We start from the raw sequence: 13,441 nt of genomic DNA, 5'->3' as shown, positions 1-13,441 counted from the left end.
TGGCCCGGTTCGCGAACCGGGCCACCCCGCCGGTCACCAGCCGACGGCGACCACCAGCCACTGCGGGTCCCCGTGCGAGACGAACGAGGACTGCGCGGCCACGTCGTCGTACGGGAAGCCGTACGCGAGGTGGTTGATGCCGTGGTCGTGCCAGAACTTCGCGTAGTAGTTCGCCGGCGCCGCCTGGTAGTACCGGGCCGGGTCCTGCCACTGCGACTGCGGCAGGTGCGCGGTGTGCCGGTTCAGCGCCGCGCACAGGTCCGGGTTCCCGGCCAGCGAACCGGCGCACCCGGTGATGTTCGACGTGGGCTCGTTGACCCCCACCGACTGCGCGTAGGACGTGAAGTAGTTCGCGTACCGGCCGCCGGCGCGGAAGTCCGGCGCGCTGCCCGGCGCCGGGATCCGGTACGGCGCGTCGACCGTCGCCAGGCCCTTGAACTCGGTCGGCACCTCGGCCTGGAACCGGGCGAACGTGGCCGAGCGGTCCTCTTGGAACAGCGGGTAGCCGTCGCCGACCTGGACGTCGTAGCCGTCGTGCGCGTGCAGCCGCATGGCCAGCTTCAGCGCGAACGCGTCCACCCGGGTGGTGTTGCCGTTGAACGCGTCCGGGCCGACGGTGAACTCGATGAAGTCGGCGTACTGGCCGTTCGGCGTGCCGAGGGAGAAGTACATCCGCCCGGCCGAGTTGGCCGGCATGTCGAGGTAGGGCTGCTCGGCGATCGAGTGGGTCTGGCCGCCGAAGGTCCAGTACACCTGGCTGTCCGGGTACTTGCCGTTGGTCCGGTTGAGCACCTTGACGGTGAGCACGTTCCGCGCGGCCGGGATGGTGCCGGTGTCCCCCCAGAACGAGTCGGGCGGGACGCCGGCGCCGGGCTGCGTGGTGCCGCCGCCGGTGCCGAAGACCTGGAACTCCCACAGCGAGACGCCGTAGGGCGTGGCCCGTGCGGTCGTGGACAGCCGCACGTACCGCCCGGACCCGGTGACGGCCAGCGTCTGCGTGCCGCCGGTTCCGGTGGTCGTCTGGTACACAGTGGACCAATTGGACCCGTTGTCCGACAACTGGATCTGGTACGCCGTGGCGTAGGCGGCTTCCCAGCGGAGCACGACCTGGCTGACCGTCGCGGCGCCGCCGAGGTCCACCTGGATCCACTGTGGATCGCCGAACTGCGACGACCACCGGGTGCCGGTGTTGCCGTCCACCGCGGCACTCGCCGGGGTTCCGGTGTTCTCCACCGACGACGCCGTGACGGGTTTCCCTTGGGAAATCAGGGTGTCGGCCGCTTCGGCGGAAGGCACGGCGAAGCCGAGCGCGGCGACCGCGAGGGCCGCCGCCAGCGTCGCCAAGCGGGGACCGGGTCCGCGGCGAAGGCGCCGCGGCGGAGCGTTCGTGGGCATGGTTCCTCCCTGGCCGGGAACGGGGGCGGACCCGCCGCCGGTCAGGGGACGGCATCGTCCGGCTCGTCCCCTTCAACGCCGGGCGGATGCCTGGGAAGGCCGGCCGGGGACGCTCGGTAAAGAGGTTCATACCAACGCCCCGGACATGTCAACCCTTGACAGTTCGCCGCCGGGGACCGATATTCGGAACCGATTCACCTCGAACCTCTGCGTGGCGCCGCCACCCGCTCAGGGGCCGGCTCACAGGAGTCAGCCATGCCCAGCGGCGCCCGTCACCCCCGGTCCGCCTCGCCGTGCACGCGGCACGGCCGTCCGCCGCACCCTAGGCGAACACCGACCGCCGCGCGGCGACCCACTCCGCGTACGTCGTTCCCGGCCGCCCCAGCAGTTCCTCGACGACCCCGGTCGGCACCTGCGGGTGCCGCAGGGTTTCTTCGAAGCCGCCCAGTATCCAGTCGACGGCCGTCTCCGGGACGCCGAAGCCGATCCACTGCGCGCGCTGCTCCGCGGGAGTCAGCTCGCGGAACCGGATTTCCTTGCCCAGCACCGAAGCCAACGTCTCGACCTGGGCCCGGGTGCTGCTCGCCGCCGGTCCACTGAGGACGTACGTGGCACCGGCGTGCCCGTCCGCCCCCAGCACCCGGGCGGCCACCGCCGCGATGTCGCCGAGGTCGATGGGCGTCTGCGTCGCGTCGCCGTAAGCCATCGCGACCTCGCCCGCGCGGACCATGGGGGCCCAGTCGAGCGTGTTGTCCATGAAGGCACCGGGCCGCAGGAACGTCCAGGCGAACCCCGCGTCCCGGACCGCGGCCTCGACGGCGCCGTACTCGTGACCGCTGGACCCCTCGTGGGCGTCGCCAACACTGCTGCCGGACAACGCGACGACCCGCTCGATGCCGGCTTCGGCCGCCAGCTCGCAGAACCGCCGCACGGTCCGCGCCATCGGCGCCAGGTACACCGCCGAGACGCCCTTGAGCGCCCCCGGCAGGGTCGACGGCTTCGCCAGCGACCCGACGACCACCTCGGCCTCCGCCGGCAGCTTCGCCCGCTCGGGATCGACGGTCAGCGCCCGCACCGGCACTCCGGCCGCGACCAGCTCGTCGACCACCAACCGGCCGACGCTGCCGGTCGCGCCCGTCACCAGGATCGTCATGAGCACCCTCCTTGTTCTCGTATGGCGTACGATATCGTACGCCATACGAGAACCCCGGTGCACGGAAAAAGCGATTTCAGGAGGTGATGGTCGGCAGTTCCGGCGCGGCGACGTCGTAGACCTTGCCGTCCTGGGTGAGCAGCGCCGCGAGCACCTTGGCCTTCCGGTCCGTCTGCTCCGCGGTCCCCCAGCGGACGATCTTGCCGCTCGCCAAGGTGAACTCGACGCTCGCCGGGGTCCTCGCCGTCGCGGTCGTGACCTGCTTGAGCAGCTGTTCCGGAATCACGCCCAGCACCGCCGTCACCGCACGGGTCACCGGGTCGTCCGCCGACACCTTCGGGAGCTTCAGCTCCGGCAAGCCCGGGGGGCGCGCCGAGACCGTCTTGAACACCACGCCGCCGCCGTCGACCAGGTGGACGCCGTCGCCACCCGGGCCGCTGTCGAAGAACGCGATCGCCGTCCGCTCGGTCACCGTGATGTCGACCGTGTTCGGCCAGGAGCGCGAGACCTCGACCGTCGCGATGCCCGGCATCGCCGCCACCCGGTCGCGGATCTCGTCGATGCCCAGCCGCAGCATCGGCTTGTCGGCCGGCACCGCGGCCACCGTGCGGATCTGGTCGGCCGCCACCGTGCGCGAACCGCTGACCGAGACGTCCTTCACCCCGAGCATCGAGCTGAAGAACAGGAGGTACGTCATGGCCACCAGGGTGAGCACGCTCAGCAGCGCGACCCACCGGCGGCGGATCTCGACCTGCCGCCGAGGCCGGCGCGGCCCCGAAGGCCGGGCGCCGGGCTTGGGCCGCGCGGCGCGGGTCCGGCGGCGCTCCTCCTCGGACCGCCGCCCCCGCCGTTCCCTCGCCAGGGCAGCGCGATCCCGTGCGTCCTCCTCGGACGGACGGCGGCGTTCCCTGGTCGGACTCATGGCCTCAGCGCTTGTCCAGCTCGGCGAGGATCTCCGGCCCCAGCTGCGTCACGTCCCCGGCGCCCATGGTCACCACCAGGTCGCCGGGCTTCGCCAGCCCGGCCACCAGCGGCGCGGCGACGTCGAACGCCGGCTCGTAGTGCACCGGCGCGGTCACCCGGTCCGCGATCAGCGCACCGGTGATGCCGGGCTCAGGCTCTTCGCGCGCGCCGTAGACGTCCAGCACGACGACCTCGTCGGCCAGCGACAGCGCCTCGGCGAACTCCGCCGCGAACGTCTTGGTCCGCGAGAACAGGTGCGGCTGGAACACCACGAGCACCCGCCCCGCCCCGGCCGCCGTGCGCACCGCGCGCAGCTGCGCGGACACCTCGGTCGGGTGGTGGGCGTAGTCGTCGTAGACGCGGACGTCGCCCGCCCGGCCCTTGAACTCGAAGCGGCGCCGCACCCCGCCGAACGCCGCGAGCCCGTCGACCAGACCGGGCACCGGCGCGCCGAGCTCGATCCCGGCCAGCAGGGCCGCGACCGCGTTCAGCGCCATGTGCTCGCCCGGCACCGCGACCCGGATGTCGACCAGCTCGCCCCGCAGCGCGAGCTGCACGATCCCACCGTCCGGCAGCGGCTGGTAGGACGTGATTTCCGCGTCGTCGACCCCGCTGACCCGTTGGCCGTACCGCTGCACCCGGACCCCGCGCTTGGCGGCCTCGTCGCCCAGCGCGTCGGCCCCTTCGTCGTCGGCGCAGACGATCAGCAGCCCACCCGGCTGGATCCGGTCGACGAAGTCGGAGAACACCTTGGTGTAGGCCTCGGCCGTGCCGTGGTGGTCCAGGTGGTCCGGCTCGACGTTCGTCACGACCGCGACCGACGGCGAGTAGGTCAGGAACGAGCCGTCGCTCTCGTCGGCCTCGGCGACGAACACGCCACCCTCGCCGTGGTGGGCGTTGGCCCCGGACTCGTTGAGGTCGCCGCCGATGGCGAACGACGGATCCAGCCGGCAGTGCTGCAGCGCGACGGTGAGCATCGACGTCGTCGACGTCTTGCCGTGCGTGCCCGCGATGCAGGCGACGCGGTGGCCTTCCATCAGCCCGGCCAGCGCCTGCGCCCGGTGCAGCACCGGGATGCCCGCCGCGCGCGCCGCGGCCAGCTCGGGGTTGGTCTCCTTGATCGCCGTCGAGACGACCACGGACGAAGGCGGTTCCGGAAGCGCGGAAATGTTCGCGGCGGCCTGGCCGACGAACAGCTCGGCGCCCTGGGCGCGCAGCGACAGCAGCGCGCGCGACTCCTTGGCGTCCGAGCCCGACACGAAAGCGCCCCGGGCCAGCAGGATCCGCGCGATGCCGGACATGCCGGCCCCGCCGATCCCGATCAGGTGCGCCCGGCGCAGTTCTTCGGGCAACTCAAGCACCGGCAGCCTCCAGGACGATCTTGGCGAGGAGTTCGTCGGCCTCGCGGTGGCCCATGCCGACCGCCGCCGCGCCCATCTTCGCGACGCGGTCGGCGTCGGTGACCAGCGGGACGACCAGGTCGGCGACCTTGGCCGGGGTGAGGTCGGCGTCGAAGACCATCAACGCGGCTCCGGCGTCGACGGCGGGCCGGGCGTTGCTGGCCTGCTCGCCGTTGCCGTGCGGCAGCGGGACGAACACCGCGGGCAGCCCGACCGCCGTCACCTCGGCGACGGTCATCGCCCCCGACCGGCACACCGCGACGTCGGCGGCCGCGTAGGCCAGGTCCATCCGCTCCAGGTACGGCACCGGCACGTACGCCGGCCGGCCCGGGAACTCCTGCACGACCAGGGTGTTCTTCGGCCCGTGCGCGTGCAGGACACCGACGCCGGCGTCCGCGAGGTCCTTCGCCGCGCCGGACAGTGCGCTGTTGATCGACTGCGCGCCCTGCGAGCCACCGAACACCAGCAGCGTCGGCGCGTCCGGGTCCAGCCCGAAGTGCTTGCGGGCCTCGGCTCGCAGCGCCGCGCGGTCCAGCGACGTGATCGACCGCCGCAGCGGGATCCCGACGACCTCGGCGTTCGGCAGGGGCGTGCCACCGACGGCGACCGCGACGCGCTTGGCGAACCGGGCACCGACCTTGTTCGCCAGGCCCGGCGACTGGTTGGCCTCGTGCACGACGATCGGGACCCGCCCGCGCGCGGCCAGGTAGGCGGGCAGCGCAACGTACCCGCCGAAGCCGACGACGACGTCCGCGCCGACCCGGTCGAGCACCTCGCGGGTCTTGCGCACCGAGTCGCGGACCTTCAGCGGCAGCTTGAGCAGCTCCGGCGTCGGCTTGCGCGGCAGGGGCACCGGCGGGATCAGCTCGAGGGGGTAGCCGCGGGCCGGGACGAGCTTGTTCTCCAGGCCCCGCTCGGTGCCGAGCGCCACGACCTTCGCGTCCGGTCGCAGCCGCATGACGGCGTCGGCCAGTGCGAGGGCGGGTTCGATGTGTCCTGCGGTGCCACCTCCGGCGACCACGACCACGGGCCCCTTGCCCGCGGCGGCTCGCTCGGTTCCCTTGACGGGCTTACTCACCTATGACCTCTCCGGTTCGCGGTACTCCGGGTACCACGGCTCGCTGTTGTCCGCGCGGCCCCGCCGCGAGACGTGCTCGTGCGGGTCGTGCTCGTCCGTGCCGCGCTGCGGCGCACCGGCTCGCGGACCGACCTGCGTCGTTCCTGAGCCGGGGCGGGCCGGGCCGCACGGGGCGCCGGCCTGGCCGCCTTCGCCCCACTCCGCCCCGCCGCCTTGCGCGTGGCGGGCGGTCGGTACGGGTCGGGCGCGGGCAGCCGCAGCAGACGCCCGAATTTACCCGGCCCCTGTGTGCGCAGCGCGGCCACCGCCTCCGGTTCGTGCCGGGCGGCGTTCGCGAGCACCCCCATGATGAGCATGGTGATCACCAGGGAGGTGCCGCCGTAGGAGATGAGCGGCAGCGTGACGCCGGTGACGGGCAGCAGGCCGACGACGTAGCCGATGTTGATGCCGGCCTGCGCCACGAGGAACACCGTCAACGTGCCGGAGACGATCCGGATCCACGGGTCGATGTTGCGGGTGGCGATCCGCAGGCCCACGATCGCGACCCCGGCGAACAGGGCGAGCACGACGACGCAGCCGATCAGGCCGAGCTCCTCGCCGATCAGGGCGAAGATGAAGTCGTTCTGCACGTTGGGCAGGTAGCCCCAGTTGGACGTGCCCTGGCCGAGGCCCTTGCCGAAGAACCCGCCGTCGGCCAGGGCGAGCTTGGCCTGGTTGGCTTGGAAACCGTCGGCGCTGGTATCGGCGTCCGAGGACAGGAACGACAGCACCCGCTGCAGCCGGTACGACGAGATGATCGCCAGCACCAGCACGCCCGCGAGACCGCCTGCCATGATCACGCCGAACAGCCGTTTCGGCGCACCGGCGAACCACAGCAGGGACAGCAGCACGACGGCGAGAGTGACCGTGCCGCCGAGGTCGGGCTGCAGCATCAGCAGCCCGAACATCAGCAACGCGATCGGCACGACGGGCACCAGCAGGTGCCGCCACTGGTGGATCACGTTGTACTTGATGACCAGGATGTGCGCGCCCCAGAAGGCCAGCGCGACCTTCGCGGCCTCGACCGGCTGGAAGGTGAAGTCGCCGAGCTTGAACCAGCCCTGCGAGCCGTTGACCGTCGAGCCCAGCGGGGTGAGCACGAGCACCAGCAGGCCGAGACAGATCACCGTCGCGGTCGCCGACATCCGCCGGATCCGCTCCAGGTTGACCCGCAGACCGAGCCAGAAGACGACCGAGCCGACCGCGACGAAGACGACGTGCTTGGTGAACAGCGAGTACACGCCGCTGCCGGTCTTCGGGTTGTAGGAGGTGACCGACGACGCCGAAAGCACCATGACGATGCCGATGACGGTGAGCACCCCGGTCAGGGCCAGCACGAGGTGGAACGACGCCAGCGGCCGCGAAAGCCACGCGGTCAGCGCGGTCCGGAAGGCGACGAAGCCGCTCTCCTTGCGCTCGCGGCGCGGCCGCTTCGGCGGCAGTTCGGGCTTGGCCTCAGCTGTCGTCACTCGGGTCCCCCGCAGCGTCGTCGCGGAGGACGTGCACGGCCGCGGCGAACGCGTCGCCGCGCTCGCCGTAGCTCGAGAACATGTCCAACGACGCCGCGGCGGGCGCCAGCAGCACCACGTCACCGGGCCGGGCCATCGCGCTGGCCGCACTCACCGCCGCAGTCATGGGTTCATCGTCACCCGGACGGAGGCTGTTCACCGGGACATCCGGCGCGTGTCGCGCAACCGCGGCGGCGATCACGGGTGAATCGACGCCGAGGAGCACGACTCCGCGCAGGCGGCCGGCGATGCTGCTCACCAGCTCGTCGACCGAGGCGCCCTTCAGCTGGCCCCCGGCGATCCACACGATGCTCTCGTGCGCCCGCAGCGAGCCGGCGGCCGCGTGCGGGTTGGTGGCCTTCGAGTCGTTGACGTACCGGACCCCGGCCACCTCGGCGACCTCCACGGCCCGGTGCGGGGCCGGCTGGTACTCGCGCAGGCCCTTCGCCACGGCGTTCGGCGAGACGCCGTGGGCCCGGGCCAGCGCGGCCGCGGCAAGGGCGTTCGCGACGTTGTGCGGGCCCGCGGGACGGACGTCGGAGAGGGCGGCCAGTGCCTCGGCGGTGTTCGCCGGGTCGGCGACGAAGGCGCGGTCGACCAGCAGGTCCTCGACCACGCCGAGTTCGCCCTCGCGCGGGGTGTCGAGCTGGAAGCCGACGCGGCGGGCGCTTTCCGGCGCGTGCTCGGCGGCGATCCGCGTGGACCACTCGTCGTCGGCGTTGTGCACGGCGACCTTGGCCCGGGTGTAGACCCGGCCCTTCGCGGCCGCGTACTCGTCCATCGAGCCGTGCCAGTCGATGTGGTCCTCGGCCAGGTTCAGCACCACGGCCGCGTCCGGAGCCAGCGTCGAGGACCAGTGCAGCTGAAAGCTCGACAGCTCCACGGCGAGCACCATGTACCCGGCCCGCACGGCGTCGAGAGCCGCGTAGCCGATGTTCCCGCAGGCCACGGCGTTGGAGCCGGCCGCATTGAGGATCGACTCGAGCATGCCCGCGGTGGTCGTCTTGCCGTTGGTGCCGGTCACCACCAGCCAGGACGGCGGGTGCTCCCGCAGCCGGCCGACGCGCCAGGCCAGCTCGACGTCCCCGATGACCTCGACCCCCGCCTCGGCGGCGGCCGCGAGCAGCGGCGACGTCGGCCGCCAGCCGGGGCTGGTGACGACCAGGACGACGTCCGGCGGCGGCTCGGTCAGCCCGGGCACCAGCTCGGCGCCGAGGCCTTCGAGCTCGGCCAGGCGCTCGGCGTTGCCGTCGGTGACGGTGACGCGGGCACCCAGCTCGACCAGCACCGGGACCACCGACTTGCCGGTGACCCCGGCCCCGGCGACCAGCACGTGACGACCGGCGATCTCTTCCACTTCCAACCTTCCTCCCCGCCACCACCCTCAACGGAGGCGCTCCGCGCCGCCGGCGCTAGCCGCCGAGACCCAGCTGCTCGCTGTAGAACAGGCCGAGCCCGAACATGCAGCAGATCGCCGACAGCAGCCAGAACCGGATGATCACCGTGGTTTCGGCCCAGCCCGCGAGCTCGAAGTGGTGGTGGAACGGCGCCATCCGGAACAGCCGGCGCCGGGTCGTCCGGAACACCGCGATCTGCGCGACCACCGAGATCATCTCGACCATGAACAGGCCGCCGATGACGATGGCGAGCAGTTCGGTGCGGGTGGTCATGGACAGCCCGGCGACCAGGCCGCCGAGGGCCAGCGAGCCGGTGTCGCCCATGAAGATCTTCGCCGGGGCCGCGTTCCACCAGAGGAACCCGACGCAGGCGCCGGTCGCCGCGGCGGCGACCACGGCCAGGTCCAGCGGGTCGCGGACGTCGTAGCAGGCGGCCGCGGGGCCGTTCGCGCAGGACAGCCGCTCCTGCCAGAACGAGATGACGACGTAGGTGGCCAGCACCATCGCCGCCGCGCCGCCGGCCAGGCCGTCGAGGCCGTCGGTGAAGTTCACCGCGTTCGACCAGCCGGAGATCACGACGTAGCAGAAGATCACGAAGATCACCGACGGGAACGTGATCAGCGCGAGGTCGCGGACGTAGGAGAGGCTCTCCGAGGCCGGCGTGATGCCGTGCTCGTTCGGGAAGTTGAGCGCCAGCACCGCGAACGCGATGGTGACCACCAGCTGGCCGACCAGCTTCGCGGTCTTGTTCAGCCCGAGGTTGCGCTGCTTGCGGATCTTGATGAAGTCGTCGAGGAACCCGACGATCCCCAGGCCCACCGCGAGCATCAGCACGAGCAGCCCGGAGGCCGTCGGCGCGCCGCTGCGGGAGTTGAACATCCAGTTGATCAGGTGCGCGGCGAAGTACCCGACGACCATCGCGATGATGATCCCGACACCGCCCATGGTCGGGGTGCCGCGCTTGGACTTGTGTCCCTGGGGGCCTTCCTCGCGGATCTCCTGGCCGAAGCCCTGCCGGGAGAACACCCGGATCAGGTAGGGCGTCAGCATGATGGAGACCAGCAGGCCCGCCCCGGCCGCGATCAGGATGCTGATCACGCGTCACCACCGTTCGAGCGATTCTCGGAGTTGTCGGTTTCCCGGGGTTCCAGCAGCGCTTCGGCCACCCGCCAGAGACCGGCGGCCTTGGAGGCCTTGACCAGCACGACGTCCCCGGGACGGAGCTGATCATGCAGCAGGGCGACGGCGGCCTCGACGTCGGGTACCAGGGCCGACTCCTCGCCCCAGGACCCCTCCTGGTGCGCGCCCTGGTGCATGGCCGCCGCCTCCGGCCCGATGACGACGAGCTTCGCGATGTTGAGCCGGACGACGAGCCTGCCGATCTCGTCGTGGGCGGTGGCCGAGTCGGCGCCGAGTTCCCCCATCACGCCGAGCACGGCCCAGGACCGGCGGCCGGTTTCCCGCGTCATCGCCGCGAGGGCCTTCAGACCGGCCCGCATCGACTCGGGGTTGGCGTTGAAGGAGTCGTTGAGGATCGTCACCCCGTCGGGCCGGGTGACGACCTCCATGCGGCGCGCGGACCGCCGTTCGAGGTTCGAGAGCCGGGTGGCGATCTCCGCCGGCGTCGCCCCCAGCTCCAGCGCGACCGCCGCCGCGGACAGCGCGTTGCCGACGTGGTGCTCGCCGTGCAGCGGCAGCTTGACGTCGGCCTCGCCGGCCGGGGTGATCAGCCGGAAGGACGCGCGGGCCTCGTCGTCGAGGGTGATGTTCTCCGCGCGGACCTGGGCGGACGCGGTTTCGCCGACGAACACCACCCGGGCCTTCGTGCGGCTCGCCATGGCCGCGACCAGCGGGTCGTCGAGGTTGAGCACCGCGACGCCGTCCGCGGGCAGGGCCTCGACCAGCTCACCCTTGGTCTTCGCGATGCCCTCGCGCGAGCCGAACTCGCCGACGTGCGCGCTGCCGACGTTGAGCACGACGCCGATCTTCGGCGGCGCGATCTCCGCGAGGTGGGCGATGTGCCCCGGGCCGCGCGCGGACAGCTCCAGCACGAGGTGCCGGGTCTCCGCGTCGGCCCGCAGGGCGGTCCAGGGGTGGCCGAGTTCGTTGTTGAACGACCCGGGCGGCGCGATCGTCGGGCCGAGCGGCTCGAGCAGCTGGGCGATGACGTCCTTGGTGGAGGTCTTGCCGGAGGAGCCGGTGACGCCGACGACGGTCAGCTCGCCCTCGGCGAGGCGCTGCACGACGTACCGGGCGAGCTTGGCCAGCGCGGCCAGCACCGCGGCGCCGGAGCCGTCCTTGTCGCCGGTCAGCGCGACCGACCGTTCGTGGGCCTCGCCCGCGGCGAGCGGCGGGACGACGATCGCGGGCGCGTCGACCTCGCGGGCGGCCAGCACGGCCACCGCGCCGGCGGCCACGGCCTGCGCGGCGAAGTCGTGGCCGTCGACCTGCTCGCCCGGCAGCGCGACGAACAGGCCGCCGGGCGTGAGCTTCCGGGTGTCGAACTCCACGGTGCCGGTCACCTGCGCGCCCGGGTCGGCGCGGTGCAGCCGGCCGCCGACGACGTCGGCGATCTCGGCCAGGCTGAGCACGATCACACACTCACCTCGAGTTTGTTGCGGATGGCCGCGGCCAGCTCGTCGCGGTCGGAGAACGGGTGCACGACGCCGCCGGCCTCCTGGCCGGATTCGTGCCCCTTGCCGGCGAGGAAGACGATGTCGCCGGGTTCGGCGAGCGAGACGGCGTGCGCGATGGCCTCGCGGCGGTCGCCGATTTCGATGACCTCGCCGCCCTCGGCGGGGCCGACCGCGCGGGCGCCGGCGAGCATGGCGGCCCGGATCGCCGCCGGGTCCTCGGAGCGCGGGTTGTCGTCGGTGACGATGAGGACCTCGCTGCGGCGGGCCGCGGCCTCCCCCATCATCGGGCGCTTGGCGGTGTCCCGGTCGCCGCCGCAGCCGAGCACGGTGATGATCCGGCCCTCGGTGCGGGCCCGCAGCGCGTCCAGGCCCTGGGCGACCGCGGCCGGCTTGTGGGCGTAGTCGACGACGGCGGTGAACTCCTGGCCGACGTACACGCGCTCCATCCGGCCCGGCACCTGCACCTCGGCGAGCCCGGCCACGATGTGCTCCAGCGACACGCCGGCGCTGCTCAGGATCGCGGCGGCGAGCACGGCGTTGGCGACGTTGAACTCGCCGGGCAGCGGGATCCGGGCCGGGGCGCGGAGGCCGTCCGGGCCGTGCAGGGTGAACGTCTGCTCGCCGTGGGGGGTGGCCTCGAGGTCGGTGGCCTTCCAGGTGGCTTCGGTGCCCGGATCGGTGGTCACGGTGATCGTCCGCGGGGTGAGCAGGGCCTGGCCCCACGCGCTGTCGGCCACGACGACCTCGGTGGTGGAGCGGCCGTCGAACAGCAGGGACTTCGCGGCGAAGTACTCCTGCATGTCCTTGTGGAAGTCCAGGTGGTCCTGGGAGAGGTTGGTGAAGGCGCCGACCGCGAACCGGGTGCCGTTGACGCGGCCCAGCGCGAGCGCGTGGCTGGAGACCTCCATCGGCACGTGCGTGACACCGCGCTCGAGCATCACCGCGAGCAGCGCCTGGAGGTCCGGCGCCTCCGGCGTGGTGAACCCGCTGACCAGGCGTTCGCCGGCGATCCGGGTCTCCACCGTGCCGATCAGGCCGGTGGTCAGGCCGGCGGCCTGCAGGCCGGCGTCGACCAGGTAGGACGTCGTGGTCTTGCCGGAGGTCCCGGTGACGCCGAGGACGGCCAGCCGCAGCGAGGGCTCGCCGTAGATCCAGGCGGCGATCTCGCCGAGGGCCGCGCGCGGGTCCGGGTGCACGAGGATCGGGACGCCGGCGTCGCGCAGGGCGGGCCGCTCGGCGCCTTCGGCGTCGGTGAGCACCGCGACGGCCCCCGCCGCGACCGCCTGGTCGCTGAAGTCGGCGCCGTGGGCGCGGGCACCCGGGAGGGCGGCGAAGAGGTCGCCGGGCAGCACGTGCTGCGCCCGCAGCGTGGTACCGGTGACGGTGAGCTCGGCCGCGTCGGGCGAGCCGGCGATGAGGCGGGCGTCCGCCCTGGCGAGCAGCGTCGCCAGCGGGACCGGGTCGATGCGCGCCGGGCGGGGCGGCGCGGGCACCGCTTTCACCGGGCTTTCCGGCACCTGGGAACTGGACGAGGACACGGACACGGCCAAGAGGCTACCGGCGGCCGGTTCGGGCACCCGCACGCGGTACGGCGATTGCGTGCGGGCCGGGCACATGTGCTAAACGGCGATCTCGACCTCCTTGCCCCGCAACGGTTTCGTCGTCGGCGCAGGCCGATGTGGACGCTCACGCGAAAAGGCCCCCACACCCGCGTGAACAGGGCCCCGGCGAAGTCGATCGCTGTGGCGGGTCTCGCCGGGAACGTCGCGAATGCCCGTGCGGCGCGCGCGAGGACGCAAGCCGGCCAATCCGCGCGACTCGCCGCTCGCCGCTCGCCGGCGAAGCCAACTCAGCGCCCGCAGCGGCCAACTC

At 72.7% G+C, this 13,441-nt stretch carries 10 protein-coding genes and 1 pseudogene; all 11 read right to left on the bottom strand.

From position 1 onward, the window contains the following. Positions 1-33 precede the first annotated feature (33 nt). Positions 34-672 (bottom strand): glycoside hydrolase family 64 protein, encoded by a 639-nt coding sequence (locus AB0F15_RS24770; protein ID WP_360274604.1) that lies wholly within the window; start codon positions 670-672, stop codon positions 34-36. 195 nt (positions 673-867) lie between these two features. Beyond that, a pseudogene (locus AB0F15_RS24765) lies at positions 868-1,395 on the bottom strand (discoidin domain-containing protein); the annotation flags it as partial. Positions 1,396-1,717: 322 nt separating this feature from the next. Then, on the bottom strand, positions 1,718-2,548 hold the full coding sequence (locus AB0F15_RS24760) for an NAD(P)H-binding protein (RefSeq protein WP_360274583.1): 831 nt from the start codon (positions 2,546-2,548) through the stop codon (positions 1,718-1,720). A 76-nt stretch (positions 2,549-2,624) separates the two neighbouring features. Then, positions 2,625-3,470 (bottom strand): FtsQ-type POTRA domain-containing protein, encoded by an 846-nt coding sequence (locus AB0F15_RS24755; RefSeq protein ID WP_360274581.1) that lies wholly within the window; start codon positions 3,468-3,470, stop codon positions 2,625-2,627. 4 nt (positions 3,471-3,474) lie between these two features. Continuing rightward, on the bottom strand, positions 3,475-4,872 hold the full coding sequence (gene murC / locus AB0F15_RS24750; protein WP_360274579.1) for a UDP-N-acetylmuramate--L-alanine ligase: 1,398 nt from the start codon (positions 4,870-4,872) through the stop codon (positions 3,475-3,477). Further along, complete coding sequence (gene murG / locus AB0F15_RS24745) at positions 4,865-5,989, bottom strand: undecaprenyldiphospho-muramoylpentapeptide beta-N-acetylglucosaminyltransferase (RefSeq protein ID WP_360274577.1); 1,125 nt, start codon at positions 5,987-5,989, stop codon at positions 4,865-4,867. Before murG ends, murC begins: the two co-directional genes overlap by 8 nt. After that, positions 5,986-7,497 (bottom strand): putative lipid II flippase FtsW, encoded by a 1,512-nt coding sequence (ftsW, locus tag AB0F15_RS24740; protein WP_360274574.1) that lies wholly within the window; start codon positions 7,495-7,497, stop codon positions 5,986-5,988. Before ftsW ends, murG begins: the two co-directional genes overlap by 4 nt. Then, a complete protein-coding gene (gene murD, locus AB0F15_RS24735) occupies positions 7,484-8,893 on the bottom strand; it encodes a UDP-N-acetylmuramoyl-L-alanine--D-glutamate ligase (RefSeq protein WP_360274601.1) in 1,410 nt (469 codons plus the stop codon). The genes ftsW and murD overlap by 14 nt, the downstream gene beginning before the upstream one ends. A gap of 55 nt (positions 8,894-8,948) precedes the next feature. Further along, positions 8,949-10,031: a phospho-N-acetylmuramoyl-pentapeptide-transferase gene (gene mraY, locus AB0F15_RS24730; protein ID WP_360274571.1), complete on the bottom strand. Its 1,083-nt coding sequence runs from the start codon at positions 10,029-10,031 to the stop codon at positions 8,949-8,951. Next, on the bottom strand, positions 10,028-11,530 hold the full coding sequence (gene murF, locus AB0F15_RS24725; RefSeq protein WP_360274568.1) for a UDP-N-acetylmuramoyl-tripeptide--D-alanyl-D-alanine ligase: 1,503 nt from the start codon (positions 11,528-11,530) through the stop codon (positions 10,028-10,030). Before murF ends, mraY begins: the two co-directional genes overlap by 4 nt. Further along, positions 11,527-13,071 carry a UDP-N-acetylmuramoyl-L-alanyl-D-glutamate--2,6-diaminopimelate ligase gene (locus tag AB0F15_RS24720; RefSeq protein WP_360274598.1) on the bottom strand — a complete coding sequence of 515 codons (1,545 nt, stop codon included), beginning with the start codon at positions 13,069-13,071 and terminating at the stop codon, positions 11,527-11,529. The genes murF and AB0F15_RS24720 overlap by 4 nt, the downstream gene beginning before the upstream one ends. Positions 13,072-13,441 lie beyond the last annotated feature (370 nt).

Origin of the sequence: Amycolatopsis sp. NPDC026612 (assembly GCF_040638285.1) — a bacterium.
GTDB lineage: Bacteria > Actinomycetota > Actinomycetes > Mycobacteriales > Pseudonocardiaceae > Amycolatopsis.
Note: the sequence above shows the minus strand (reverse complement) of the source record. Positions and strands in the feature narration are given on the sequence as shown.

Excerpts from the sequence above, each read along its gene's own strand:
- AB0F15_RS24770 (WP_360274604.1), bottom strand. The coding sequence starts at position 672 with ATGTACTTCTCCCTCGGCACGCCGAACGGCCAGTACGCCGACTTCATC.
- AB0F15_RS24755 (WP_360274581.1), bottom strand. The coding sequence starts at position 3,470 with ATGAGTCCGACCAGGGAACGCCGCCGTCCGTCCGAGGAGGACGCACGG.
- AB0F15_RS24760 (WP_360274583.1), bottom strand. The coding sequence starts at position 2,548 with ATGACGATCCTGGTGACGGGCGCGACCGGCAGCGTCGGCCGGTTGGTG.